Annotated in this window: 17 protein-coding genes and 1 pseudogene; 5 read left to right on the plus strand and 13 right to left on the minus strand. The window is 60.7% G+C overall.

Annotated features, from left to right (window positions below; translation table 11 throughout):
• Positions 1-14: 14 nt before the first annotated feature.
• Both QZ648_RS07940 and QZ648_RS07945 read right to left on the minus strand, forming a co-directional pair.
• Positions 15-665, minus strand: coding sequence for a hypothetical protein (locus tag QZ648_RS07940; protein WP_291996631.1), 651 nt, complete (start codon positions 663-665; stop codon positions 15-17).
• Positions 666-782: 117 nt separating this feature from the next.
• Positions 783-1,607, minus strand: a complete 825-nt coding sequence (locus QZ648_RS07945) for a hypothetical protein (protein WP_291996632.1) — start codon at positions 1,605-1,607, stop codon at positions 783-785.
• Positions 1,608-1,829: 222 nt separating this feature from the next.
• On the opposite strand from QZ648_RS07945, the gene QZ648_RS07950 reads away from it, so the two are divergent.
• The 3 genes from QZ648_RS07950 (at position 1,830) to QZ648_RS07960 (ending at position 4,778) form a co-directional block, all read left to right on the plus strand.
• The gene (locus tag QZ648_RS07950; RefSeq protein WP_291996311.1) at positions 1,830-2,396 is read left to right on the plus strand and encodes a hypothetical protein; all 567 of its coding nucleotides are present in this window, start codon (positions 1,830-1,832) and stop codon (positions 2,394-2,396) included.
• A 97-nt stretch (positions 2,397-2,493) separates the two neighbouring features.
• Positions 2,494-3,936, plus strand: coding sequence for a DDE-type integrase/transposase/recombinase (locus QZ648_RS07955; protein WP_291996633.1), 1,443 nt, complete (start codon positions 2,494-2,496; stop codon positions 3,934-3,936).
• A complete protein-coding gene (locus QZ648_RS07960; protein WP_169068220.1) occupies positions 3,933-4,778 on the plus strand; it encodes an ATP-binding protein in 846 nt (281 codons plus the stop codon). The genes QZ648_RS07955 and QZ648_RS07960 overlap by 4 nt, the downstream gene beginning before the upstream one ends.
• A 401-nt stretch (positions 4,779-5,179) precedes the next feature.
• Here QZ648_RS07960 and QZ648_RS07965 read toward each other — a convergent pair whose 3' ends face one another.
• Positions 5,180-5,401, minus strand: coding sequence for a hypothetical protein (locus QZ648_RS07965; protein ID WP_291996634.1), 222 nt, complete (start codon positions 5,399-5,401; stop codon positions 5,180-5,182).
• Between the two features lie 390 nt (positions 5,402-5,791).
• Here QZ648_RS07965 and QZ648_RS07970 point away from each other — a divergent pair, with 390 nt between their 5' ends.
• Positions 5,792-6,373 (plus strand): hypothetical protein, encoded by a 582-nt coding sequence (locus QZ648_RS07970; protein WP_291996635.1) that lies wholly within the window; start codon positions 5,792-5,794, stop codon positions 6,371-6,373.
• Positions 6,374-6,430: 57 nt separating this feature from the next.
• Here the strand turns inward: QZ648_RS07970 and QZ648_RS07975 are convergent, their stop codons facing one another.
• Positions 6,431-8,275: an IS1634 family transposase gene (locus QZ648_RS07975; protein ID WP_291995907.1), complete on the minus strand. Its 1,845-nt coding sequence runs from the start codon at positions 8,273-8,275 to the stop codon at positions 6,431-6,433.
• A gap of 165 nt (positions 8,276-8,440) precedes the next feature.
• Here QZ648_RS07975 and QZ648_RS07980 point away from each other — a divergent pair, with 165 nt between their 5' ends.
• A complete protein-coding gene (locus QZ648_RS07980) occupies positions 8,441-8,599 on the plus strand; it encodes a hypothetical protein (RefSeq protein ID WP_291996636.1) in 159 nt (52 codons plus the stop codon).
• Between the two features lie 236 nt (positions 8,600-8,835).
• On the opposite strand, the gene QZ648_RS07985 is transcribed toward QZ648_RS07980, so the two are convergent.
• The 9 genes and pseudogenes from QZ648_RS07985 to QZ648_RS08025 all read right to left on the minus strand — a co-directional run bounded on the left by QZ648_RS07985 (position 8,836) and on the right by QZ648_RS08025 (position 25,471).
• A complete protein-coding gene (locus tag QZ648_RS07985; RefSeq protein ID WP_291996637.1) occupies positions 8,836-9,552 on the minus strand; it encodes a hypothetical protein in 717 nt (238 codons plus the stop codon).
• 4 nt (positions 9,553-9,556) lie between these two features.
• Positions 9,557-11,551 (minus strand): BREX-3 system phosphatase PglZ, encoded by a 1,995-nt coding sequence (gene pglZ, locus QZ648_RS07990; RefSeq protein WP_291996638.1) that lies wholly within the window; start codon positions 11,549-11,551, stop codon positions 9,557-9,559.
• On the minus strand, positions 11,548-14,349 hold the full coding sequence (locus QZ648_RS07995; RefSeq protein WP_291996639.1) for a helicase-related protein: 2,802 nt from the start codon (positions 14,347-14,349) through the stop codon (positions 11,548-11,550). The genes pglZ and QZ648_RS07995 overlap by 4 nt, the downstream gene beginning before the upstream one ends.
• Complete coding sequence (locus QZ648_RS08000; protein WP_291996640.1) at positions 14,346-16,106, minus strand: Fic family protein; 1,761 nt, start codon at positions 16,104-16,106, stop codon at positions 14,346-14,348. The genes QZ648_RS07995 and QZ648_RS08000 overlap by 4 nt, the downstream gene beginning before the upstream one ends.
• Positions 16,107-16,125: 19 nt before the next feature.
• Positions 16,126-17,382, minus strand: a pseudogene (locus QZ648_RS08005) (DNA methylase); the annotation flags it as partial.
• A gap of 4 nt (positions 17,383-17,386) precedes the next feature.
• Positions 17,387-18,682, minus strand: coding sequence for an ISL3 family transposase (locus QZ648_RS08010; RefSeq protein WP_291996641.1), 1,296 nt, complete (start codon positions 18,680-18,682; stop codon positions 17,387-17,389).
• Positions 18,669-20,366 carry a DNA methyltransferase gene (locus QZ648_RS08015; RefSeq protein ID WP_366144085.1) on the minus strand — a complete coding sequence of 566 codons (1,698 nt, stop codon included), beginning with the start codon at positions 20,364-20,366 and terminating at the stop codon, positions 18,669-18,671. The genes QZ648_RS08010 and QZ648_RS08015 overlap by 14 nt, the downstream gene beginning before the upstream one ends.
• Positions 20,367-20,387: 21 nt before the next feature.
• Entirely contained in the window at positions 20,388-21,743 is a 1,356-nt protein-coding gene (locus tag QZ648_RS08020) for a hypothetical protein (RefSeq protein ID WP_291996642.1), read from the minus strand.
• Between the two features lie 2 nt (positions 21,744-21,745).
• Positions 21,746-25,471, minus strand: coding sequence for a DUF6079 family protein (locus QZ648_RS08025; RefSeq protein WP_291996643.1), 3,726 nt, complete (start codon positions 25,469-25,471; stop codon positions 21,746-21,748).
• Positions 25,472-25,473 lie beyond the last annotated feature (2 nt).

Genomic DNA, 25,473 nt, shown 5'->3' on the forward strand with positions numbered 1-25,473 from the left:
TTTGCGAAACAGATTCAGTGCCCGCCGCACAGAGCGTCCTGAATGCGACCAAGCCGCCCGCACATGCGATCGATTCGAGCGGACAGCCCCGCGAGTGCTACCTCGATCAGAGCATCATGCCGGCAGGCCAGACGCTCGAACGTGCGCGCATGCATCCCCTTCGGCTTTTTCCACCCCCGCGGATTGAGGATGCCTTCCTGCCAGCCCAATCGACGCCTGATACAGTTCACTCTTCGCGTTACGCGATCGTCGCCGGCTTCCCGTTGGGAGGCATAGGCCAGTCGGTAGCAGTGCCGGCAAGCGAATATGCCCGCCCCCCCGTAGAGCAGTGCAACACGCCGCCCACACCTTTGTGCGGGACAAACGAACCACGCTCGCCGCCCGCCAATATTGGCACAGTCGGAATGGGTCACGCTGACCGCATGTTCTATCGCCTGCCACTCGCCGCCGCTGATCCGATAGCGATAATTCAAGACCAGCCCACTCACTGCTGTTCGCACATCAATCTGCGCGACCACTTCGCCGTTGCGCGACCAGCACCAGCCGAACGACTGGCCGGGTGTCAGGCGGCCAGCGCGCTGGAGCTGTCGCACGTCAAGCGCCCGATACTCGTCGGTGGTGGCCTTGCCACCCTGGTACCGCCGCCCGCTACCAATTCCGCCCATTTGCTGATTTCTCGATTTTGCCGAAATCATTCGGCAGATTTTCTGTGTGGTGCGTACTCAAACTGACTGGAAGCCCTGCGGCGCCTACTTTGTGGCGTGCCCTTATTGGCGCTGTTTTCATTTGCTGCGAAGTTCTTTCAGCTTCAAAAGCATCGCCAAAGTGCGTTCGAATTTGCGGTCGAGGTGCGTTTCGTATCGGTTCAGCTTCTCCAGTCGGTACGCTTGCAGCCCTTCGCCAAATGTCTGGGCCTTGATCGCCGGAATCTGTCGGATTTCCACTGCTACGCGCATCCACATGGGTTCGAGCAATTCACGGATGAATTGCGTCAGCCCTTCCGCGGTCGCCGGGTATTCCTCGTCTTCGATCTGATCCTGCCACCAGTCGCGCGAATCTTGCCGCAGCACGCGCAAGGCTTTTTCGTAAGCATTCGCCCCGCCTTTACGCAGGGTCGCCGCCGCCTTGCGGGCTGCTGCCAGGTCAAGCTCCGCATTGCGTTCGGTCTCGGCGATCTTTTCGGGCGTTTGGGTCATCAGGTCCGAAAACCGGCTGTTGTCGCTGGCGAGGCCACGCTGAAAAGGGGCGGCCGAGGCCATGACCGACTTCGAATTGTTCACCACCGCTTTCAAGCCCTCGTTGATCTTCGCTCCTTCGGCTAGCAGCACCCGCCGCTTGCGCCAGATGATGGTCGCCAGCTCTTCGATCAGGTGCCGCTCGGTGATGCCGGCCGGTCGGTGTTCGTCAATCAGCGCCGCCAGTAAGTCGTCGAACTCGGCATGATCTTCGTGCGCCAGCACAGCCAGTTTGGACAGAATGCCGTGCTTCATGGCGTTGAAGCGCACCCCATCGTATGCTCCTGCTTTCGGTGCTGGCGCAGTTTCGGTTATCGCCTGGAACGGGACCACCGCAGAATTGCTCAACGCCGTGCTCTCAATCGTTTCCATGGTCGTACCTCATTTCGTGATAGTCACGAATCCGTAGCGTCGGCCGATTTCAGCCCAGGCCCGTCGTGCGGAACGTCTGGTGAGTACGGTCACCGCTCGTGATGGTGTTTGGTGGTTTTCTGGTCACGCAGCGTGATGGAGAGCAGGTGACCCCCCTCGGGGAACTTGAACAAACGAACCCTTTGGGGGAGTCTCTGGTTACCAAGCCAAGAGACCATTCAAGTGTGCCACGCCCTCCTGCAATCGCCCAACTTTTTCCGCTTGCTGCTGCGCATCGATGAAGAACTGGCCAGCGAGACACACGCCGCCGGTTGCCGGTGCGGCGGTGTTCTGCACCGCGCGAATTATCCACGCAAGCCGCGCGCCTGCCTGAGCGAGGTTCGCGGCGATTTCGAGTCGCGCTTCAGCTTCTGCTGCCATCGCTGCCGGCGGCGCACGACCTCGATGTCGGTGCGTTTCCTCGGTCGGCGCGTATATCTCGCGCTGGCGGTGGTGCTGGGTTCTGCCCGGCATGCCGGGCAGAACCCAGCGGCGACGCGACTGTCCGGAACCCTCAACGTCCCGTTGCTGACCCTGCGACGCTGGCGCCACTGGTGGCAGGGTGAGTTTCCGCAGACCTCGCTCTGGCAAGCCACCTGCGCCCACTTCATGCCCCCTGTGGTCAGCGATCTCTTCCCCGCCAGCCTGCTCGAACGGTTTTCGGGAAACGCCGAAGAAGCCCTGATGCGACTCCTGGTTTTCCTGTCGCCCCTCACGGTCAGGCCGATCGACTTGCCTGAGGGTCGCTGATCGCCCGCAGAAGATGTTGATAGTCATCCTGATCGAGGCTTTGTAGCCTTCGCTCCTGGTTTGAGCGCCGTCGGCGCCGCCACATTGGGAGACCTTCTTGAGTTCCACTATCGATCCGCTGAAACGCGATCGCTGGGCGCGTTTGCGCTTCTCGATCATCGGCCCCTTGCTGGCCGCACCGCCGGCCGCCGGCGAATTGCAGGCCGCCTTGACCCTGCTCGCCGTCAAGCGCTGGCGACACCCCCTCTCGGGACTCGAAGTGTGTTTCGGTAAGTCGACGCTGGAGCGCTGGTACTACCGAGCACGGCGCGCTGCCGACCCGGTCGCCACGCTCAGAAACCAACTGCGCGGCAACATCGGCCGTTTCCCCAGCATGAGTCCACGAACCGTCGAGGTGCTGACCGCCCAGTACCGCGAACATCCCGGCTGGACCGCACAACTGCACTTCGACAACCTGCGCGTCGCACTGGCGGGCAGCGACTCACCCTTGCCGTCCTACCCCACCGTTCGACGCTACCTCAAGGCGCAGGGCATGTTCCGACAAGCCCATCCCAAGCGCGCCACCGAAGGGGCGTTACTGGCCCGTGACCGCCTCGAACGGCTGGAGGTCCGGAGCTTCGAAGTCGATCAAGTGTCGGCCCTCTGGCACCTCGATTTCCATCACGCCAAACGCAAGGTGCTGACACGTGCGGGGAACTGGGTCAAGCCGCTGCTGCTCGGGGTGATCGACGACCGCTCGCGGCTCGTCTGCCACTTGCAGTGGTATCTCGACGAAACGGCCGAGAGCCTGATACACGGACTGTCGCAAGCGTTCATGAAGCGAGGGCTGCCCCGTGCCCTGATGACCGACAATGGCGCCGCCATGCTGGCCGATGAAACCGTCTCCGGCCTGGCTTGTCTGGGCATTGTCCATCAGACGACGCTGCCATATTCCCCTTACCAAAACGCCAAGCAAGAGTCCTTCTGGGGCCGTGTCGAAGGGCGCCTGATGGCCATGCTGGAAGGCGAGGACTCGCTGACGCTCGATCTCCTCAATCAGGCGACCCAAGCCTGGGTCGAACAGGAATATCACCGCACGCGCCATGCCGAGATCGAGACCACGCCGCTGACGCGTTATCTTGCCGGCCCGAATGTCCGTCGCGACTGCCCGACGACGGAAGCATTGTCTGCCGCATTCCGTATCGAAGTGGCGCGCCGGCAACGGCGCTCCGATGGCACGGTGAGCTTGGCCGGAGCACGCTTCGAGATTCCCGCCCGTTATCGCCATCTCACCGTGCTTCACCTGCGTTACGCCCGCTGGGATCTGACACGGGTCGATCTGGTCGATCCGCGTAGCGGTGGGCTTCTTTGCCCGGTCAAGCCACTCGACAAGTCGGCCAACGCCGATGGCCAGCGCCGGCGCCTGACGCCGGTGACCCCCGATCTGTCGCCGCTACCGTCGTCGGGCCTGGCGCCCTTGCTCCGCCAGTTGCTCGCCGATTACGCCGCCACCGGCCTGCCGCCTGCGTACTTGCCACCCCTCGACCAGGACCCCGCATGAACCAGAAACTCCTTGCCCTGTATGGGCTGAAGTGGAATCCCTTCTCCCCGGATTTGCCGACCGAGGCGATCTACGTGCCGCCCCGGATCGAGAATTTCTGTTGGCGGATCGAGCAGGCCCAGATCCGCGAGGGGGGCTTTGCGATGATCCATGGCGACCCGGGTACCGGCAAGAGCGTTGCTTTGCGCCTCCTGGCGGAGCGTCTCGCGCGCTTGCCCGATATCACGGTGGGCGCGATCAATCACCCGCAGAGCAACCTCGCCGACTTCTATCGCGAGATGGGCGATATCTTTGCTGTGCCCCTGCGCCCGCATAACCGCTGGGGTGGCTTCAAGGCCTTGCGCGAGGTCTGGTTCGCGCATCTGGAGACGACGCGAAGACGCGCGGTGCTGTTGGTCGACGAGGCGCAGGAGATGAGTCCGCCGGTGCTCTGCGAACTACGTCTTCTGGCCAGTGCGCGGTTCGATTCACAGCCGCTTTTGTGTGTGGTACTGGCGGGCGATGCGCGCCTGATCGAGAAGCTGCGGCGCGAGGAACTGATCCCGCTGGGCTCGCGTATTCGCACCCGGCTCGCCACCGAACACGCCAGCCGCGAGGAGTTGCTCGCCTGCCTGAGCCATCTGCTCGCCGGCGCCGGTAACGCCAGTCTGATGACACCGGCGCTGCAACACACGCTGTGCGATCACGCCGCAGGAAATTACCGCATCCTGACGACGCTCGCCGCCGAACTGCTCGCCGCCGCGGCGCAGCGTGACCTTCCCCAACTCGACGAGAAGCTTTATCTGGAGGTCTTTGCCCAACCCGAGAGGCCGGCGCCACGGCGTGCGGTGGCGGGTCGCTGATTTCGAGGCTGACGATGTCCTTCGCTGCTTCGAATCCCGCGCTGGTGCGCCAATCGATGGCTTCTTGAGATGTTGGCAAATCCCTCGAACCGCGCTCGGAAGGGGGTCACGGGGACCGTGGAATAAATGCGGCATGTTTCATCGCCGCGTTTATGCCGCGAAAGCCCCTTGACGCCCTGGAGGGCGCCGACGCTCAAGGCAGTTGTCGGGGATGGGGGTTTTACATCCCCGACGGCTGCCTCACGGCGAGTGCGGGGTCTGGGGCAGAGCCCCAGGATCGACTCGCCTGGGCCGCTCTTGCCCGACTGTCGTCCATGATCGAGCGACACTTAGTGCGTTTAGCATATCGCCGCAACCATCACCGTACGTGAACATCGGAACATCAAATTGGCTGACCGCACTCATCTGGCAGCGTCGGACGTTTCAACGCGCCCAAGCATCGTTAAAAGGGCCCGCAGTGATGCATTCTCCTCATCGCCAATGGCTTCGATCGCCGCGCGGCGATCGCGCATCCGCTGCGCCCGCTTGCGCTCGGCGGGGTTCATCGGCAGCTTGCCCGTGAGTGGTCTGCCACGCTTCACGTTTGCGGTTATCTCGTTGGTGATTTTAAGCTCCAGTAACAAACCGTGACTGTCACGACAATAGCACGCCGACGCTATTGTGGCGAGGAGCGCGACTGTGGCTCGGTTTACCTCCACCCAACCGCAGTTTGCCCGCAGTGGATGTAGCACCTATACTGCCCTTCGCAGTAAAGGCTGGCCCAGCCAGCCGCGATCTCGAAGTCCTAGAGCCTGACCTCGGCGTTATGGGGCCGGGCGGCTTCCTCACAAAAAAGTGCACCATGCGGGCGTGTCGCGGCAGGTTATGGCATTCCCCTGGCATGGCCTCGACGAACGCTCTCTTTCACGCGATGGCGCTGGTCTGGCACCGTGGAACCATGGAACTTGGGCGACGAATAGATCGACTCCAGTACGAAGTCCACTGAGTCTCGGCAACGATTGGGAAATAGCGTAATGGCAAGGTTCGTCGGCACGATTCAGGAGTTCCATCACTTCATCGGCCCCAGAGTTCGTAACGCCGTGAACTACGCGGCGCGTAGTCATAGAAATCGCTTGGGCGGGGTCTGTGAAGACTGTGGGGTCAAGGCCGAACTGCATTCCGCACACATTCACGGCCGCGATCGCCGCACGCTCATCGAGGCTGCGCTCTACGACAACATCAATGAGGCTGGCGTCGTCGACTGCGATCTCGAACTGATTGAGCGAAGAATCATTGAATCCCACTTGCCCATCGCGGGCACGTTCAAGTTCTTGTGTCATGCTTGTCATGTCAAATATGACGCTGGTGGCCCAAAAACGAGACGAGCAGTACGTGATCCGGCCTCAACGGCCGAGCCGACACTTGGCGATGACGACTTCCTGAAACTGAGAAGGATCGAACTCTGGGCTGGTCGGCCACATCAAATCAACCATCAGATAATCCGCGCGTTCCTGCAACTGGAGCGCGGCGGCGAAGTTGAGTTCTCCAAATTGAACGCGTACTGCACGGAAGAACTCAACCCGTGTTTAACATTCTCAAAAAAACCTCTTGCATAATCAACTGCTTGCAAGGCACTTGAATCTCTAATGGCACAACAAGCGCGTAATTTCGTGTCAGGCGACCAGTTTTCGGGTTCCTCCGGGGTCTGAGTTGACGCCCAAGGCGCGATAGATCGCCATCAGCTCGGGCTCGGCGGCAGTGGCCTTGCGGACGTGCAGCGTGCGGCCATCGCGTTGCCGGAAAGTCGTCGTCACCCGGCGCTGGATCGAGAGGGTTTCGCGCAGGGTCGCCCAACTGTCGGGAATGCCCGCCGCCTTCAGCTTTAGGCGAAGGAACTGCACACACTGGTAAGCCAGCACGGTAATGAACAGATGGCCGTCGGCGCGCTCTTCCTTGTGATGAAAGACCGGCCGCAAGCCCAGCTCACTCTTGAGGCTGCGAAACACACTCTCCAGGTCAGTCAGCAGGGTGTAGGTGCGCCAGAGCCGCTCCTCGTCCCAGTCGAGTTCATTAGTGCGCAAGCAATAGACGCCCGGGTGCGTCGCTTGGCTCCCCTCGCGCGGCACCTTCTGCCAGGTGATCCCGGTGACCCGCTTGCCCGATTCGTCCGTCACCAGGTCCACCGTGTAATGCTGGCTGGTGCCGCGACTCTTCTGCTTCAGCCGGCCGAGTCGTTCGTGCAATTTGTCGGGGCGCTTCTCGGCACGTGGTTTGGCCAGGCCGTCCTGCATTTGCTGCAGTCCGGCTTCGAAGCGCTGGCTGAAGGATTCGAGCATGGCCTCCTCCTTGAGCTGCCGACCCGGTGAATGGCAAAACAACTGCAGCTCTTTCCCGTCTTCACTGAGCGCCTTTTGCAGCCGCAACGGTTGCTCGTCGGCGGTCTCGATCGTGACCGCCTGTGTTTCATCGAACTGCCGGGTCCCCCCGCGACGAACGACCAGGTAGCGATAGCCATGTTCGACCAGCCAGGCGATGTTGGCTTCGGTAGCGATGCCCGCGTCCATGATCACCAGCGCCCCTGCCGGGGCGTCCAGTCCGGTCAGCATGCCAGCAAGCGTGCCGGCTTCGCTGACATTGCCTTCGAAGGTCTGCGAGCGGCGCACAAAGCCACTGCCGTCGAGCACCAGGCCGAGCGTCACCAACGGGCAGTCGCTGCGCTTCTCCTTGGAACGGGCACGCTTGGCCTTGCGATTACTCGGAACTTCGCCTTCAAAATACGTGTTGGTCAGGTCGTAGAGCGTGATCGTCTCTTCCAGGCCAAAGAGCGTGCGAACGGTGCCGAACAAGCGCGCTTCAATCACTTCCCGATGCTTCATCAGGACGTCCGAAGCACGGTAAAGACTCATGTGCGACATCGACAGGAAGTCGACGTCGATCAGCTCGCCCAAGGCGCTCTGCTTCTGCAGCCAGCTCCAGGTCGCCCGCTCGGAGCCCGGGCGGCCCATTCTCCCGATCAGGTTGCCGATAATCGACGCCCGCAGCACGCCATTGACGCCCAACTCTCGCAATTGGTCGATGATGCCCAGTTCGGTCAGCGCATGCAGACCGACGTGCTCGACGCCAACCGAGCGCGGCTGCATCACTTGCAGCGAGTCAATATCGACTTCCTCGAACGTCACCGGCGGACGCGGCTTTCCGCAGGGCTCACTGGCCTCCGCCGCCGGCGGCGAGTCGCTCATCGGCGACCGCACGATCAGTTGCCCCGCGTAGCGCTGGGCTGCGCTTTCGATAGGGCCCGTGCAGGGCAGTGGCAGGAGCGCTTCCTGGGGATGCAGAAGCTGTTCGATGCGACGACACAGCACCGGCCAGTCCTCCTGCTTGATGGCGAAATTACGCCCGAGATTCAGCAGGGTGATCTGACGGACCTTGCCTGCGACGCGTTCGCCCCGCACCAGCCGAAAGGTGAAGTAGCCCTCGCCGGTGACCTTGTTGTTCGTTCGTGTCTGTCGGATATACATGCCCACGATCGTACAAGAAATGCAAGGGGAAAAACTAGGCTTGAAAAACTATTATGGCACAACATTGCGCCTCAGAAATGCGGCCTATTGAGAATCAATGACTTACAATCGCCGCAGCCCGGAAAAGGCCGCAATATGACAAAGAGTTGTTAAAGAGGGGTCAAGATGCGCAACTTCGATGCGAACTTTGCGAGCATGAAGACAGACGCCGGCAACGCGCATGGGAAAGTGTTTCGGCAGGATGACATGCGCGTTACGATATGGGCGCCCGCGCGCAAGGAAGTCGACTTCCACTTCGGGGTGACTGATCGGCAGTCTCAGTGAGGCCATCGTTCGCTGGTGGTTTTAATCCTGCGGCTTGCATCTGCAAATTGTGGCATTGGGGCACTTGGGACCTCACGCCCCCACTGCGCGCCTGCCGCGAGTGCTCGCGGAGTTCGCGAATTTGATGTGGCAACGTGGGCCAGCCAGGTCCTGGTCCTTGGTGCACCACCGAGCCTTGTCGCTGAAGAGTGGTTGGCGCCAACAGAGCGCATTGTCGTGCAGAGAAATGGACGTCCTCACTCGCGGAGTGACGCGAACTGCGTACCTGCTCCCTCAGATCGAAGCTCTAAATGCGGGCTGTTCGAGACCATGTAAGCCAATGACTGGTCGAGAACGAATGGAAAAAGCACTACCATCGATTGCAGCGACGCCGTTGACACGGCCCTTCCTGCGTAGCGTAGCGCTGCTTCCACGAGCCAAACGGCGGGCTCATTTTGGGTCACAGTAATCGGGGGACAGCGAACTAACCGTTTGCCTTTCTCCACTCGCTCTATCGCGCCCCAGCCAGCCTGCGACTGCAGAACCATATTGGCCATGCGGTAGATACCTTCGCGCTCGCCGTAGATCTCGCTCATCCGCCGATGCACCTCTGCGGAACTGCAGTCGCCTTGCAAGGCTGACAAACGGCCCACCAGTTCGGCGACCTTGCCGAAGAACGGGTAGGTTGCGATCGCCATTCCCCAAGCCAGCGCTGCGACGGAGACACCCGGATTTGCCTTGAAGATCTCGGCGCCACGGTTAGCGAAATCGACAAGGTCTACTCGCGGTTCAAGCCAAAGCCGGTTCAAAACCGTGCGAGTCTTCTTCCTGGCCGCCAAACCAAGGCCGGCGGCATCCAGCAGATCATTCAGTTCATCGAGGTTGGCCAACCCGGCACGCACCTTCAACGCCGCAGCCACCCAATCGAGCTGGATGAAGCGGTCGAAGCCAATTTGTGGGGCAGTCGGACTCATTCAGTCAACTCACATACCTTACTTTGATAAAAGGCACCAACAGCTCTTCAACCGAGACGCCGCCGTGTACCACGGCAGGTTCTCCTCGCTGCATGAAGGCTGTACGTCCGCCAGCGAATAGGGCCATGAAGTTCGCAGGCAGTCCAGCGATATCCAGACGGTAGCTATTCGGATTGGCCGCAGCCGATTCTGTGGCCAGGGCATCACTACGGTAAGTTCGGACGCGCTCGCCGCGCATCTCTGCGGTTACGCCTTGGTTGGGCCGACCCTGGCCGACCGCCTCCACATTCCCGTGGTCGGCAGTCAGGTAAACGTTGAAACCCTTGTCGAGTAGCAGCGAGAACAGACGATCGACAAAACCCGTCTCACACCAGCCCTCGATTTGGGTGGCGATGCCGCTTTTGCCGAGCACGGAACCATGAACGAACTCATCCACGGTGTCGACCACGATGCCAGCGATCTTGATTGACGCTTCAGACAGGCCCGCATCCAGATCAGCCAATTGTTCGATACGTTTGATGCCCTTGCGGTACAGGACCTCATTGGCGCGCAAACCTTGGTCCTGCCAGAACCGGGACCACTGGGTCGGCTCTGGTGAAGTCGTGTCGATCGTGTCAGCGAACTCTCGTGGTTTGAGTCCGGAGAACAGCGCCTGTCGGGACACCGACGTCAATGTCGGCAGCCAGGCAAAACACGCGCTCTCGTCGAAGCCGAGCTTCGGGGTGCGTCTGGCCAGAGCCTCCCGGATCTGGACCCACTGGTCGACGGCAAGACCATCGAACACCAGTAGCGCGATCTTGTTCTCTCCAGCGCTGCGTCGCATGGAAAGAAAGCGCGGCACGTGGTGAACCATGACCGGACCATTCGCCACGGGCAGGGATGGCAAGTCAGCGTAGTGCTTGCTTACCCACTCCCGCAAGCGCTCATCGGTAGCGCCTTGCAGCTCGCTGATCAGGGGCTTCAGCCCTTCGGCACGAGCCGAGTCCAAGGCGTGGAAGCGGGCGATAACCTCACCCAAGCGTCGGGCCAGGTTTGCCCAGTCGCGGTGAGACGATTCCAGCTTTGGCAGTGACTGGAGAAGGCCCTTGATGCCCTCCGCTACGAGATCGCGCAGTGCCAACGGGTCGCGCACGATACCGGCCTTCGCCCACTCCGGAATGCAGGCAGGCAGCCCCTGAACGGCAAGCGGGTGGAGCAGCCCGTCCAGGAACATCGAGTCGATGATTGCTCGCACGTCCGGGTGCTCAAACGGCACTTCTGCGGTAGCTACAAGATCAGCCGGCGTAGGCTCCCCGGTACGTATCCCGGTCACGCCAAGGCGCGAGAGGCAGCGATACCATGCATCCTGGATCACGCGAAGTGAGGCGCTTTTCGACCCGAACAGTTCGCCGATCGGCAAACCCTTGAACTCCGCATGTTCGCCAAGCACATGGGCCATATGCGCAGCCAGGACCGCCGGCAATGGGGAATCACGGTAGTGCAGTCGCAACAACTCGCGCCACAGGTCCTCAGGCCGCGAAATCAGGTGCGGGCTGATTTTGAAAATGTGCGTCAGAACGAACTCTTTGGTCGCTGATTCACCGAATGCCTGCGGCGCGTGCTTGGCCTGCGCAGCGAATAGCCCTTCATGGTGTTCAGTGCCGATCTGCCGAACGACCGAATAGCTGAGTTTCGGGAACAGGTCGGCAAGACTCAGGCTCACGCGACGCGCCTGCCTGAGGTAGTCCCAGGGGAGGTCACTCGTGTTGGTGCCGCGCAGGTGCAGCACAAGTGACCTGGCTGGCGCTGTCTCTCCACGGTCCCACGCGCAGCGGTAGCGATCTTCATACTCAGCACGGAACGCGACCGAGTCCTCGAAGGGCATCAGCTCGAAGCCACGCTCACGCAGGCTTGAAAGTACCTGCTCATCCAACAGTACGTCGTCGGGGTCGGCGGCAATCCACAAACGGGCCAGGTCGGCCGGAAACTCCTTGAGGATGCGGTCAATCCATCGGCTCATGTCGGACCCACCCGAAGCATCATCACCGCGTTGAGCTCCGGCACGCCGGCATCTGCATCGTCCAGTGCCGCCATGCGCGTCCGGTGCTCGGCATTCAGCCGCTTGCGGCGATGCTCGCGAACGGCTGGCAAGCCAATTCGATCAATGGCCTGATAACGGGCGTCATAGGCGTACTTGGCGCGCTCCCGATCCTCCTTCAGCCGCGAGCGGTGCTCATCGAGCAGTTGAGAGAACACGCGCTCACCTTGAGTCTTGGCAGCAGTCATGGAGGCTTCGAACCATTGCACAGCCTGCTCGGTGCCGGCGGCGCCCTTGATCTCGATCGCTTCAGTCAACAGCAGATCCCAGATGCGCCTGGCCGTGGGCACAAAGGTTCGCCCGTCGTCCGTTGCGAAGATTGGCAGGAAGCGCTTGCGGCTGAGACCCTCAGCGGAAAGGCTGATCTCCCAAAGCGACCAGACACCCTGCACAGTCTCGGGCAAGCCGGTGATCGTGATCTCCGCCAGCGATTGCCCGGCCACGCAGCGTGACAGTTCGCTGATCACCGCTCTGGCGCGAGGGTCCTCCAGGGTGACCCATTCCAGATCGGGATTCTGTTCCGCCGTCCTGGCGTCAAAGCAAACCTGCGTCGACTCGCTGCCGTCCGGCCACTTGATGCGCCATGCGTCGCCTTTCTTCACGGCACTTCCGCCGCGTGCCGGCAGACCCGTGGTGATGGCACGTTCCAGCCAGAACTGCGCTGGGTGGTCGCGCCATTTGCGAGCCTCAATGGCATCCAGCGTATGGGCATCTGCCAGCAAGTCGGTATTCTGTCGCTCGTCGGCAACCTTGTCGCGGACATGTGTAATTACGGCGTCGCACACATTTTCGATGGAGTCCGGGTCCTGCAGACCCTGCACGAACAGCTCGTCGAAGAGCGGCTCCGCTTCGACCGAGTCCATCACGTCAGATGCCTTGTCCACGCCGAACTCCTGCGCGATGACTTCAAGCTTGCTTTCCAGCACCTGGCGGACACGGTGTTCCACCGTGTCTTCAAGGACAAAGTTGATGGCGCGCACCACATGGCGCTGGCCGATACGGTCCACGCGGCCGATTCGCTGCTCGATGCGCATGGGGTTCCACGGCATGTCAAAATTGACGACGACGTGACAGAACTGCAGGTTCAAGCCTTCGCCACCAGCATCGGTCGAGACGAGAACCCGGACGTCGCGCGAGAAGGCCTGTTGCGCCTTGGCGCGTGTATCGAGATCCATGCTGCCGTTGAGCAAGGCCACCGAGAAGCCACGACTTTCCAGAAAACCGGCCAGCATGGTCTGTGTCGGCACGAACTCCGTGAAGATCAAGACCTTCATGCTTGGGTCGTTCTCTTCCTGCTGCAGCTTGTAGATCAGTTCCAACAGGGCTTCGGCCTTGGCGTCCGTGCCTTGCGCTTCGGTTTCGCGGGCCAGGGTCAACAGGAAGTCAAGCTCGGCCTTCTCCTGCACCCAGCCGGAAGTCTGAACCGCGATGTCCACTTGGCTTTGACCGTCCAGCTCCGCCCACTCGTCCATCTCGGTCGAATCGAACAGAGGCGCCTGCAGCTGGGGTTCATTGAGTAGCGCTTGCCGCTTCTCCAGCGTGGCTCGAATGGCCGCCGTGCTGGACGTCACCAGCCGCTGCATCAGGATCATCAAGAATCCGATGTGCCGCTGCTTGGCCGCCAATGCCTGGTTGTAGCCATGGCGCACGTAGTCGGTGACGGCTTCATACAGCCGCTGCTGGGCGCCGTGCCGGGCTTGCCACGCCACGGCCTGGAGCCGCGTGACGCGAGGCTTGAACAGCGGCTGCCCTTCCGCATCGATCGCATTGCGCTTTTCGGTGCGAATGACGAACGGTCGCACGCGATCTCGGCTGACGCTGCCTTCATCCGGGAAGGAATCCCGGTCAATCAACTGCATCAGGCGCAGGAACTGGTCGGTCTTGCCCTGGTGTGGCGTGGCCGACAGCAGCAGCAGGTAGGGTGCCGCTTCAGCCAGGGCGGCACCCAGCTTGTAGCGCGCCACCTGATCGGTGCTGCCGCCCATGCGGTGCGACTCGTCGATGATCACCAGATCCCACGAGGCCGAAATCAAATCCTCGAACCGCTCGCGGTTGTAGTTGTTTAGCTGTTCCAGGCTCCAGCCTCTGCGGCCTTCGATGGGTTTGACCGAATCCAGCGAACAGATCACCTGGTCGTGCAGCCGCCAGAGGTTTTCCTCGTCCTCAGTTGCGTTGACTCGCCATTGCCGGAAGGCAGCGAGTTCGGCCGGGTCGACGAATTGCAACTTTTCCCCGAAGTGCAGGCGCATCTCGGCCTGCCATTGGCGCACCAGGCCCTTGGGCGCCACCACCAGCACGCGCTTGGCCATACCGCGCAACTTCAGCTCGCGCAGGATCAGCCCAGCCTCGATGGTCTTGCCCAAGCCCACCTCGTCCGCCAGCAGGTAGCGGATGCGGCCACGGCTCATGGCGCGGTTGAGCGCGTAGAGCTGGTGCGGCAAGGGGACCACACTGGACTGGATGGGCGCCAGCAAGAGCTTGTCTTCCAAGGCGTCCAGCAGCTTGGCCGCCGCTGCGGTATGGAGGATGCCCTCGACCGTTGGCTGAATGCTGTCGAGCCTGGCCAAGTCCTGCGGCCGCGCACGTAACACCGCGTCGCTGGTGGGCAGCCAGACGCGGTAGGCGGTTTCGCCCCATACATCCTGTCTGTCTATCACGCGGCAGGGCGTGGCCTGGCGTGCATGCCAGCACCAGTCGCCGCTACCGAAGCCGTCGCTCATGCACATCCCTTCTTGAGCGACGCCTGCCCCAACTCGGTCAGGCGGTACCGCTGCTTGCTGCTCTGCGGCTTGTCGGGAATCGTCATCGCCAGCACGCCCGCATCCAGGGCCGGCTGGAGGTAGGCATCGCCGAAGTGCTTGCGGTCTTTCAGCCCCAGGGCCTCCATCAATTCCTGGCGCGCCATCTCCCCGGATACTTTTGCCAGCAGCGCCAGGACTTGGGGGGAGACTTGCGGGGGCACTTGGGGGGTGACATGCGGGGTGACTTGCTCGGTCGCTTCGGCGAATCGCCGTCGCAGCGCGTCCGGTACCTCGAACAGGGCCTCGCCGACCGGTTGCAGCAATTGCTGCCGCACCAGGTAATCGGCGATTTCCTTGGCCTGCTGGGTAGTGCTCACGCCCAGCCCGCGGATGTCGGTCAAGCTGATGCGGCCGCCGTCAGGGCTTTCGAGCGCCAGCGCCAGAACATCGGCCTGTTCACGGGTCAGGTTGACGCCGATGTCCTGGCGGTACCGCTGCATCGCCTCGCTGACGAGGGGCTTGTTGATGAGCACCAGTTCGAACTCTTTGCGGGCCTTGTCGTTCTTCAGCTGCGGCGGCACGCGGCCGAGGTCGTGCCAGTTGCGGAAGATGGCCCGGATCCCCGTTCCCGCCTGATCCGACAAGCCGATGCGGCGGAACGCCTTCACGATGGACGGGTTGCGAACCTCCTTCTCGGTCGGATCCAGCAACTCCGCCTCGGTCGCGAACGCATAGCCCGGGTTCCAGAAGATCGTGCGGTCACTAAACAGGCGAATGGATGCCTTGCGGCCTTGATCGCCATAGTCCTGGTGGATCATCAGGTTGATCGCCGCTTCACGGAAGGCCACGTAGTCGGGCGGATCGTCATTGCGCCGCAAGGTGGCGGGGTCGAGCGAAAACGGATGTTCGGCAATCCGCATGTAGCGGCTAACCAACCCCCGCCACGTTTGGAAGATGTTCTCTTCGAAAACGTAGCGATCGTGCCAGCGCTTCTCTGCCGACCATTGGTCGAAGGGCGTGTCGATACGCTGGTAATCCAACACCGGCCGCGGCAGAATCTGGCGCACATAGCGTCCGTCGCCGAAGAGCAGCACCCCTGCACGGGTGGGTAGCATCCGGCCGTCGCGTTCGACAATGAAGTTCCAGTTCAGCAGAAATTCGATCGGATCGGTGACCTCCGGATGTTCAGGATTGCGCCGGGCGAACTGTGCCTGATACCACTCGACCGTCGCCAGGTCGAAGCAGCGATCCACAGGAATATCAGGGAGCGCCACACCGTCATAGCGGTCTTGAGCGGCATCGCGCAGAAAGCGCTCCAGTTCGCTGTGCGTGCACCGTTCGTCGCTGGCGCCGCGGCGGATGTAGCTCTCGCGCAGATCACCCCTGATGTAGATCGGTTTGTCGGCTCGCGACGCTTCCGGTACGTGGAACGCGAAGACGTGCTTGCCATCGATTTCGAACCTATGCGCGTCGACGGCGACTACGCGGTTCAATTTCTGACCGCTACGCAGGACGGCGAGGAAGTCGTTTTGCACCTTGTCCGGCGTATCGACCCCCGTGATTTCCAGTTGTCCCTGGCGCTCGCTCACGCCGAACACCAGCCAGCCGCTGGCCGTGTTGGCGAAGGCCGAAACGGTTCGGTAGGCGTCTTCCGGCACGCCGCGTTGCGCGCGCTTGCACTCGAAGTCGTTCCACTCGAAAGCATTCAGCCGACCGAGCAGCTCGTCCTGGTTCATTGCTGCCCCTTGTTGCTCATCAGGCGTCCGTCTCCATACGCGTCAGCGCCTGGTCATACCAAAGCAGCAGCTTTTCATCTTCCTGCAGCGCTATCTCCGGAATCTTCTCGGCGACCTTGATGATGGTCCGGTAGTCCTTCTTCCCCCAGGCCATCTTGAAGCCGGCACGCAACACTTCCAGCCGGAACTCCTTGAGCCGCCGACCCGTGATGGCCAGATAGGCATCGAACTCCTTGAGCAGTACCTTCTCGCGCTTTTTCTCCAGATCCTGCGCCTTGTTCGGGTCGGGCACGTACCAGCGATCCCTGGCCTTTGCAATAAGGCGAGGATCGTTCTTCTCCAGACCACGCAAATCCTTGTGGTTGGTCGAGAGATAGCTGTGGATCTGGCTGGGCACATCGCCATTGCCGTCGTAGCGCAGGAAGTTGTTCTCCAGCAGCGCGGCCAGTTCGGGTCTGGTTTCATGTTTTTTCCAGCCGGCGCCGAGCTGAGTGATGAACTCGGGGTGCAGTTCCTGATAGGTCGAAGGTCGCCGCCTCAGGAAATCGGCCAACCAGTCGATGGCACTGCGTTCGTCGGAAACGAAAAGCTCCATCTGTGGCGCCTGTGCGGCCTGTGCGCGCTTCTTATCGTACTCGGCGACCTGCTCCGGTAGGAAGACCATGCCATCGCGGTCCGGAAAGACACGACTGCGCAGGCCGCTCAAGAATTCGTTGCTGGACAAGGGAACAGCCGTGTCATGGCGTACGAACCATGCCACCAGCCGGTCGTAAATGCGACGGGGGTCGCGCTCAACGATGAACTCCAGTTCCCCGTTCCTGGATTTGGTCACCGAGAGGTTCTTGAGGTGTGTCTGTACGAAGTCCCATGCAGACTCGGGAGTGGCACCTCGCTGGGCGAACCGCTGCTCCAAGCCGCCGTTAGGCTTGTAGGCCGAGATCACCAAGTCCTGCTTCACCGCTGTTGTGGAGGTCACCTGGCGGTAGCTGCCTTGTATCTTGTCGAGCGCCGTGACCTCGGCCACCACAAAGCCCGCCTGTTGCAACGCGACTTGGATCGCGTTCCAGACCGCCGCCTTGCTGTTGGAGAAGACCACGGTCATCCAGCGTCCGGGCTTGAGTACTCGGTAGTACTCGGCGAAGCAGTGCTGCATCAAGTGTTGATACTCTGGTAACCCCTTGTTCTTTGGCTTGTCCACGATCGCCTCTGAAGTGGTGGCAGTCACAACCCCGTGCCAACCTTCAACGAGGAAGTTCAGATCGGCGTAGAAAATGTTGGGTTTAGGTCGTTTCCTGTGGAACGGGCAAGAACGGGGCGAAGGGCGAGGCGGGCAAATGAGTGAGCTTCCCAGCGATAAGGTAGGCCATGGCGATGAAGTTTTCGACGCGGCGATAGCCGCGCGCCCGTGCGCGCGCCTCCTGGAGCGATCGATTCATCGCTTCGACGCGGCCGTTGTGTTTGCCGGCGTTAAAACCGTTGAGTACGCCAGGAAGATGCTTGCTGATCGTCCTGCCGAGGCGCTTGAATGGTTCGAGTCGGCAGCGGCTGGCCCAGCTGAGCCAGCGCTTGAGCAGGGGCGTGGCCTCGTCAGGTGTCGTGGCGGTGGCGTAGATGGAGCGCAGCGCCTGCTTGATCCGCCAGGCCCGTGCGGTCTTGAGGTTCGAGCGCTGCAACCAGTGCATGGTCTCGGTTTGTTTGACGGTCCAGTCGGCGGGCTTCTTGTGCAGGCCCCAGCGGGTGCCCTTCAGTTCGGGTTCGCTCTTGACCTCTGCTCGTCGCACCTCGTCCAGCGCCGTGCTGCTCAGAGCAACGACGTGAAAGCGGTCAAAGCAGACCTCGGCTGCTGGAAAGTGCTCGGCGGCGCCGGCCTGGAACGAGCCGCTCATGTCCATGCTGACATGGGTGATCGCGGTCGGCTGACCACCATGCTCGGTAAGGTCGCTGGCGAACTTCCCGAGCGTGGCCTTGTCCCGTCCCGGCGTCGCAAACAGCAAGCGCTGTGCATCAAGATCATAAAAAACAGAGATGTACGTCTGGCCGCGCTTACTGGCGGTCTCATCGACGCCAATCACGCGAACCTCGGCATGACTTTCCTGCGCACGCGCTTGGCCCACATGATGATTGATCACGCGCCACAGTCTGCGACTGCGCACACGCAGCAGTCGGCCGGCCGCCAGGACCGACATGGTCGGCGCCAGCATCAGCGTCAAAGCCTCGAACAGCAGGGTGAAGCGACTGCCTTCTCGCGCCCAAGGCACGGCGATCTGCGTGACCTTGCCGCAACCGGCACAGGCCACTCGCGGCACCTCGGCATGCAGGTGGGCTTCGTACTGAAAGAAATCCATATGGCGCCAGGAACGCGCCAAGCGGTCATGCAGCGGCTGCGCTGCCGCACCGCAAGCCGGGCAAGCATGATTGGCCGCGCCAAATCGGACCTGGAAATCGATCCGTCCCGACTCTGGCTTGAAGATGACTTCAGCTACCTGCCAAGGAGCAACGAGGCCCAGAGCCTGGGTGAACAGCGTTTCAATCATGAGGAAGAGGCCGCGAGAGGAAAGGCCGCTATTGTCCTCCATGCCGAGGGCGGCAGACTGCCTTCCTCGGCCCGGAGGAAGCGTAAGCGAGCGGGCAGCGATGTAAAGGGTTCGGCTGCGCCCGGACTGCGTCCGCCCTTGACATCGCCGCCCCCTCAAACCGCCAAAACCAGCGCCCGTTCCACACGAAACGACATAGAGCCAAAATGTTCTCGCCGAACGGCGGGTCCGTAAAAATGTAATCAATGGAGGCGTCTGCAACCGGAAGGTCTCCGATCGAACCCGTGGAAATCGCTGCATCAGCATCTTTCCATCGGGTTGGCTCGAATGCTTTTGCAAGCCTTTTCAGTTTTCCACCCAAGACATACCAAGGACTGAGTTCCGCGTGTTGCGAAGGGACGTAATAGACACCCTTCATGTATTGCGAAACTTGCGAAAAACCGGCGGGACGATAAGAGTTGCAAACTGACATATTCCAAATGGCTTGCTCGACGAAGTAGAGCAACATGCCTCGGACCCGAAGATCTTGTTCGGAGTTTGCCTTCGCCCACATCAACCCTAGAGCTTGAGCAGCTCGCGGCAAAAAGAAATGGTGGATTTTAGAAAACCCTTTTGGCGCAATTCGGGACCCGTGATACATCTGCTCAATCGGGAATCGGGCAGTTGGTATCTTCGTAGGCAACTCAAGCGCTTTAATGCGGCACAAGGCATCCAAGTCGGCGTGATCAGGATGTTTGTCATGGCGGCTGCCAGCCACCTTATAAACAATGATTGCTGGTTGAAACTTAACCCGCTTCCAGCTATCGCCGTTAGATGGATCGATGCGACTTTCTAGGACGCGATCCATCTTGTCTTTGCTTAGCTCCGCCCCACAGTGGGGGCAAGGGAATTTGTTTCTGACATGCTGGTTGTCAGCGTCATAGGCCTCATTAAGAAAATTCACCTCGCCGGCACAATCCGGACAGGTAAATATTTCGCTCCAGACCGTGTATTCAATCCGGCCCTTCGTCCGCCCGTCCTTGTGTAGGGTCTCGTACATCCAGCCGATATCTTGCTCGACTTCCTTGAGCAACTGCTTTCCTGCCTTTGCAAAGGCCTCAACATCCAATGGCAGGTTGTAGTTCGCTGCGATGAAGGTCGCGGCAGGCGACAGGTCGTTGAGGATGACTCTACGTGAGCCCCACTTGGGCGTGGCCTTGCCTTGCTTCTTCCAATCCTGTTCTACCTCGTGCCGATATGCGGCAGGCGCTGATCCGCACCACTGTGCTGCGATACCCGTCATGCCAGATCCACTAAAGCCGTCGAGAACGATGTCGCCTGGTTCTGTGTAGTGCAGGATGGACGGCACGATAGCCAAATGTGGCACCTTGGTGTGATACGAGTGCGCCTTATAGAGGGGGTCCATTTTTCCGACCGATACGTCGATCGTCTGGGGCTCGCGGCTGTACTTCACGCTGGGGTCGTAAGGCTTGCCGTAGTGGCGCACGAACTCTTCAAGGAACGGGTTCGGACACGCGGTGTAGTAGGGCGGATCAGACATCGCCAGGATTGCTTCGTCGGAGCCGATGGGAAACCCTTCTGTTTTCCGGAACGCAGGGTCTTTCAGCTTCTCGCGTAGCAATCCCACGAAGTGCTCTCGGCGCGCTTGGTCGCTCGGGAAAGTCTGGCCGAAGCATTCGACGGAAGTGGCGGCGGTGCCCTTCTGGTTGTGCAGCAAATCATTCATTCGATCAGTTCCTTGTTGTTCTTATGCGGCAAGCCGTTGTTGTAGCCCTGGGTAGGAATAGTGGTCCTCGGTATTGCCCCGGTTATGGGCGATACGACCATCGACAAACGTTTGCCAATACTGCCGGCTCTGTGGAAGCAAGTGACGGGTGATGTCGAAGACTGTATTCAGAATGTCTGGCGTGCCACCCGCATCCCAAATCCGACCGTTGTCTTGCACAGTTTCGAGCAGCGATCGGATATCGTCGGCATTAAAGTGCGGAGCGAGTGGCAGGATGATGGATTGCCCCCATGCCTCGGCAGTTCGATAGCCGCCTGCGTCGCTGTATATCTGAATGCCTCGATGAACAAATTCTCTCTTTGGATGTTCGCCAATGATGCTGATCTGAGTGTTCCGATCGAATGCGTCTAACCGTGCCAGCAGCACGTCACCAAGTTCAGCAACCGCGAAAGCATCGAAAGCGGCATGCGCTTTGAGTGTTTCAACTTCTGCCGTCTGGAGAAGTTGCTTGATGCGCAAGCGCACGGGCTCAGATAGCCATTCCCAAATGCGCACATCGTTTTCGAGGAAGGGGCAGATAGTCAGCAGGACATCGTCCTGAACTGAGTCAAACTTCTTTGCCACGTAGCTAGGCACCGTTGCGTCATAAATGGAGGTTTTGGCCTTGGCCACTTCCCTCAACGTCATGGCCAGAAGGCGCGATCGTCCGACGAAGCGTGCGCGCTCATCGCCGAACGGCGCACTGAGCAGTGCTTTGATCAGATTGGTAACAAGAACATCTTTGGCCCGGTCGAGGTACTTGGCGCGGATATACGTGCCAATGTCTGCGCAAATTGTAGGGAAGGAAGGGCTGACGATGTCGGCATCGAAGCGGGTTATGGCGCTCTTGCCTTGCAAGGGAGCGTGAATCAGCAGGTACTGGAGGGCGTGGACAATATGTGACCGAACTAACTCAAGGGTCGGTTGATAGAGCTCATCCTCGACGATGAACGCTGGGTGGGCGCAGAGATTTCGGTCGTTCTGCAGACGCCGCAACGCATCGAGCTCATGGGGAGCAAAGAGTTGAAGCTGTTCGTCCGCGGTCTTGAGCAGGTCGCTTTCGGTCGTCTGCATCTTTCGGATGTCGCTGTTGGCGATTGCCGAGTCCAAGTCCTGGACGAATGCCTTTGGTGCAGCTTCACCCTGTGCGGCTAGTTCGCGCGCCTTGGCGATGATATCGAACGACACCGCAATCCACGTCGACATGATGGAAGAGCGTAAGGCACCACCGCGATAGGCCGTGATTGCTTCTGCGATCAACCGACGCGATTCGCGATCGCGAACGGCCAATGCCAATGCATCGATATCCGTGAGCCCTTGACCGACTAGCGTACTCATCCTTACTCCACCACGAATCGCAGCTTGCTGGTGTCTTTTCCCCTGCAGCGATCGTTCAGGAAGGTTTCGAACCGCTTGCGAAGGTCATCCGGCGTAGCTGGTGAACCGCCTTGCAGCAGGGCATTTTTGATATCTTTGCTGGTGACGCCGATCTTCTCCAATCCTGACAGCGCCTCTTGCACAGCGCTGACAAAGTCCGGGATCACGGGGTCGGCCAGCTTCTTGGCCGCCACAAATTTCTTGATCAGCTCTCGTGCCGATGCCTTCAGCAGGTTAAGGTTGGCCTGAATGATCGGGTCGTCCAGGTTGTCGAGCAGTGTCTGCTGCCAGCCGTCGAGCAGCCGGTCCAGTTCCTCATCCATTTGCTTGAGCACATTGGCGGCTGGCAGGAAATCGCCTTGCTCATTGGCAGGGCGGAAGCTGCAGTGTGGGCAACAAGGGCTGGCAGACAGCTCCGAGTCCACCAATGACGCGCAGCTCTTGAGCTTGTCGAGCTTATCGTCGAAGGCGGTGAGTTGGCTGGTGGGCATCAGTGCGATGCCAGCCAGGGCCCGCATAGCAACCAGCCGGGAGTCCTTGCGCAATGCAGACTTGGTCTTGTCTTCGGCCACGCCCAGGCGGGCCTTGCTGTGCTGGGTGATGTAGGCGTTGAGGTAGTCCTTCTTGAGTTGGGCCAAAGTCTGCCGGTATTCGGGGGCATGCTGCGCGTTGCGGTCCAGTGCGAGCTTGTCCAGGGTGTCCTTGCGGGCGCTTTGCGCCTGTTTGACCCACGCGTGATCGCTGGACAGCACCATCTCGGCTTGCGACAGGTAGGCGGCCGTGCTGCCCAACTCCGTCACCAGTGCCAGCAGCTTCTCGACGGCGGCCAAAACCTCGAGGTTCCTCTTCTGAGCGTCGATGTCGTCCGAGCCAATGCGCAGGTTTTTCAGCTTGCCGACCGTGTTGTACGGCGTCAGACCCTCGGTGAAAGTCTTCAGCGCTTCCAGGCGAGTGCGCCAGTCACGGGTCTCGTCATCGGTGAGCAGAGGCTTGCCCCAGAAGGTGAGCTTGCCTTGCATATCCGTACCCGCCGTCAGGACACGGCCGACCAGCTTGGAGACGGCTTCGAGAAGCTGCTTGACGGGTTCCTCGGAGCCTTGCGTGGCCAGTTGCGCCAAGCCGGGCGACAGACCGAGTAGTTCAAACAGTGAACGCAGAACGGCGACGTTGATCTCTTTCGGCGCTTCGACATGCTTGAACTGCTTGAGCTCTTCGAGCCCGCGCTCGGCCAGCAGGGTGATCTTGCCGGAGTCGATTTTGTCGCCAGTGATCGCCAACACGATGTCGCCGGAGTAGACGAGGCCGCCCAGCACGGCCACCAGCAGGTCAGGCTCCAGGCGGAATTTCACCGGGTGGAAGTACTCCACGTCGGTTTGTCCGTTCAGCAGCTCGCTACGGTTCAGCACCTGGCCATGCCCCTTGGCCTTCAGGCGACTGAGCACTTCCTGGGCGTAGCGCGAACGGCACGGCTCGATGCGATCGCCGTCCAGCATCTCCAAGGCGTCGAGCACGGCATTGGCGTCTTTGGTGCGGGTGCCGCCGGCCAGCGCCTTCAACGCATTACTCACCAGTTGCTTGCGGTTGGACTCGGTGACCAGCACCGGGAATGTCGGGTACTCCGGCGAAACCTCGGCAAACTGCTGGTTGAGTGCCAGGCCAGAGACGACGTTGACAATGTCGCGAAAGTTCGCGCGCTCGTCAGACCCCAGACGCAACTTGTCGCGGATGGAGACGCCCTTGGCCCAATCCTGCAGGGTCTTGGACTTGCCCTGGTAGGTGACCTCGAAGGCATTCATCTGCTTTTCCTGCAGCCACTTGCTCATGTCGCGCAGCGCGTCTTTCGCTTTGTCCAGGTAGATGGCCTTTGCGCCGCCGCTGGCGGTGGAGGCAAGGTCCTGCGCTGCCGCGTAGAACGACAGATGGCGCTTGATGGCGTCGTCCAGTGCCTTGAGCCGAATGAACACCTCGTCCGACTTGCTTTCGTCGCGGAAGCGCGGCGGCTCAAACGGCTGGATGAAGTAGACGTAGAAGTCGCGCTCGGGCTGGGCGGTGGGCCGATCGTTCGGCGCGCCGAAGAACAGGTAGCCGCTGCGGTGGACGCGGCGGTCTTGCCACTCAATCTCGTACTGCCATATTTGGTGACCGGTGACGTAGCTATTCTCGTCGGTGCGCTCCATCAACTGCTTGATGGCACCGTAGTAGGCGCGGTCCAGCACGTCGTCCGACAACGCTTCAGCGCGTTTTTCGATCTGGGTTTGGTAGTCGACGTCCTTCTTCAGGTCGAGGTAGTACTGTTCGGTGTCCGGGGCCTTGGAGATGAACTGGCCGTTGACCGTTTTGACGATCTCCCGCAGGGTGGTCTGCACAGCGGTGAGCAGATCGTCCGCCGGGTCGCCACCCATGTCTTCGATACCCGGCTGGTACAGGCACAGTGTGTCTCGCAGTTCTGCGGCGCTCGGCCCGACTGGTACGTAGATGTCGCCGCCCGTGGTTAGCCGATGCACCGACAGGCCCGCGATGACGCGCAGCGCCATCGGCTTGTACGCCTGCCGGGCGAATGCCTTCAGGACGCGTTCAGCCAGGACTTCAGACACTTTCAGGACGGGGCCGATGCCGGGATCGGAGCGCAGCACCGAGTTGGAGGTCACGGTGTCCCAAAACTGGTCGTAGCCAATGAGCCCTGGGCGATCGTTGGGAACCTCATCATTCAGTACGGCCTGGATCTGGTCGCGCAGGGTGACCAGGGCGCCGCGCTTCTCGGTGAAGATCAGCCGCTCGAAGGTGCCGATGTACTCCGGGTGAACGGGGAACAAGCGCACGTACTCGTCCATGCGCTCGTTCATCGAGCTGTAGAACTTGGCGAACTTGGTGAGGTAAGTCCGGATCTTGTTCTGCTGGTCAGCGGTCTTCTTCAGCAGGCGCTCAGCGACCACAAAGCTGACGTCTTGTCGAGCCAGCAAAACTTGGGTGAAGCGGTCCTTCACACGACGCAGGCTGTCGGCGACGTGCTGGAAACGGCTGCTGTCGAAGATGGCTTCCTGCACGCCGGCCACGAAGCGGAAACGCAGGTGCTTGGTGACTTCGCCGATCTCACGCAGAAACGACAGGTCCAGAACCAGGTCGTGATCCTTGCGGGACCGCAGGTAGTCGAGAAACTCATCGACCACCAACAGCACGCCGTGATTGGGGTGAACCTCGGCGAACGCGGCCATCATTTCCTCGAACGCCGCCTTGTTGTTGACCACCTTGTCGGCGGCCGGGAACGAGTAGCTGACACCGTTCTTTTCAAGGAAGAGCTCAAGCTCCTGGGTGATGATGTCCCGCAGCGACATCTGGCTGGAGATCTCGATGCGGTGGACCTTGAATTTGCCCGCGATCTGTCCCGCCGCATCTGCGACCTTGGGGTGGCGGATCATGGGCTGGTAAGCCGCGTCCTCGGCGACAAGGGACAGCACCGACATCAAGTGCGACTTACCGGTGCCGTAGTTGCCAACCACCAGCACGCCCATGTGGTCGACGGACGCGTCGAAGGAGAGTTGCGGAATCATCTGCTTGGCGATCCGCTCGGCCATGTCGTCGGACATGACGTAGGTCGCGACGAGCTTCTTGGCTTCGTCGGGCCGGTTGGCGTCGAGTAGTTGTATGACCGATTCGATCGGTTCGAATTGAATGAGATCGCCGTAGCGCATGT

It is taken from the genome of Candidatus Accumulibacter sp. ACC012, assembly GCF_907163155.1.
GTDB classification, from domain to species: domain Bacteria; phylum Pseudomonadota; class Gammaproteobacteria; order Burkholderiales; family Rhodocyclaceae; genus Accumulibacter; species Accumulibacter delftensis.

What these genes read in the sequence shown, in the direction of transcription:
- QZ648_RS08010 (WP_291996641.1), bottom strand. Translation starts at nt 18,682, where the DNA reads ATGGAGGACAATAGCGGCCTTTCCTCTCGCGGCCTCTTCCTCATGATT.
- QZ648_RS07940 (WP_291996631.1), bottom strand. Translation starts at nt 665, where the DNA reads ATGGGCGGAATTGGTAGCGGGCGGCGGTACCAGGGTGGCAAGGCCACC.
- QZ648_RS08020 (WP_291996642.1), bottom strand. Translation starts at nt 21,743, where the DNA reads ATGAGTACGCTAGTCGGTCAAGGGCTCACGGATATCGATGCATTGGCA.
- QZ648_RS07945 (WP_291996632.1), bottom strand. Translation starts at nt 1,607, where the DNA reads ATGGAAACGATTGAGAGCACGGCGTTGAGCAATTCTGCGGTGGTCCCG.
- QZ648_RS07975 (WP_291995907.1), bottom strand. Translation starts at nt 8,275, where the DNA reads ATGTATATCCGACAGACACGAACGAACAACAAGGTCACCGGCGAGGGC.
- QZ648_RS08025 (WP_291996643.1), bottom strand. Translation starts at nt 25,471, where the DNA reads ATGCGCTACGGCGATCTCATTCAATTCGAACCGATCGAATCGGTCATA.
- QZ648_RS07985 (WP_291996637.1), bottom strand. Translation starts at nt 9,552, where the DNA reads ATGAGTCCGACTGCCCCACAAATTGGCTTCGACCGCTTCATCCAGCTC.
- QZ648_RS08000 (WP_291996640.1), bottom strand. Translation starts at nt 16,106, where the DNA reads ATGAACCAGGACGAGCTGCTCGGTCGGCTGAATGCTTTCGAGTGGAAC.
- QZ648_RS07970 (WP_291996635.1), top strand. Translation starts at nt 5,792, where the DNA reads ATGGCAAGGTTCGTCGGCACGATTCAGGAGTTCCATCACTTCATCGGC.
- QZ648_RS07995 (WP_291996639.1), bottom strand. Translation starts at nt 14,349, where the DNA reads ATGAGCGACGGCTTCGGTAGCGGCGACTGGTGCTGGCATGCACGCCAG.
- QZ648_RS07960 (WP_169068220.1), top strand. Translation starts at nt 3,933, where the DNA reads ATGAACCAGAAACTCCTTGCCCTGTATGGGCTGAAGTGGAATCCCTTC.
- pglZ (WP_291996638.1), bottom strand. Translation starts at nt 11,551, where the DNA reads ATGAGCCGATGGATTGACCGCATCCTCAAGGAGTTTCCGGCCGACCTG.
- QZ648_RS08015 (WP_366144085.1), bottom strand. Translation starts at nt 20,366, where the DNA reads ATGAATGATTTGCTGCACAACCAGAAGGGCACCGCCGCCACTTCCGTC.
- QZ648_RS07980 (WP_291996636.1), top strand. Translation starts at nt 8,441, where the DNA reads ATGCGCAACTTCGATGCGAACTTTGCGAGCATGAAGACAGACGCCGGC.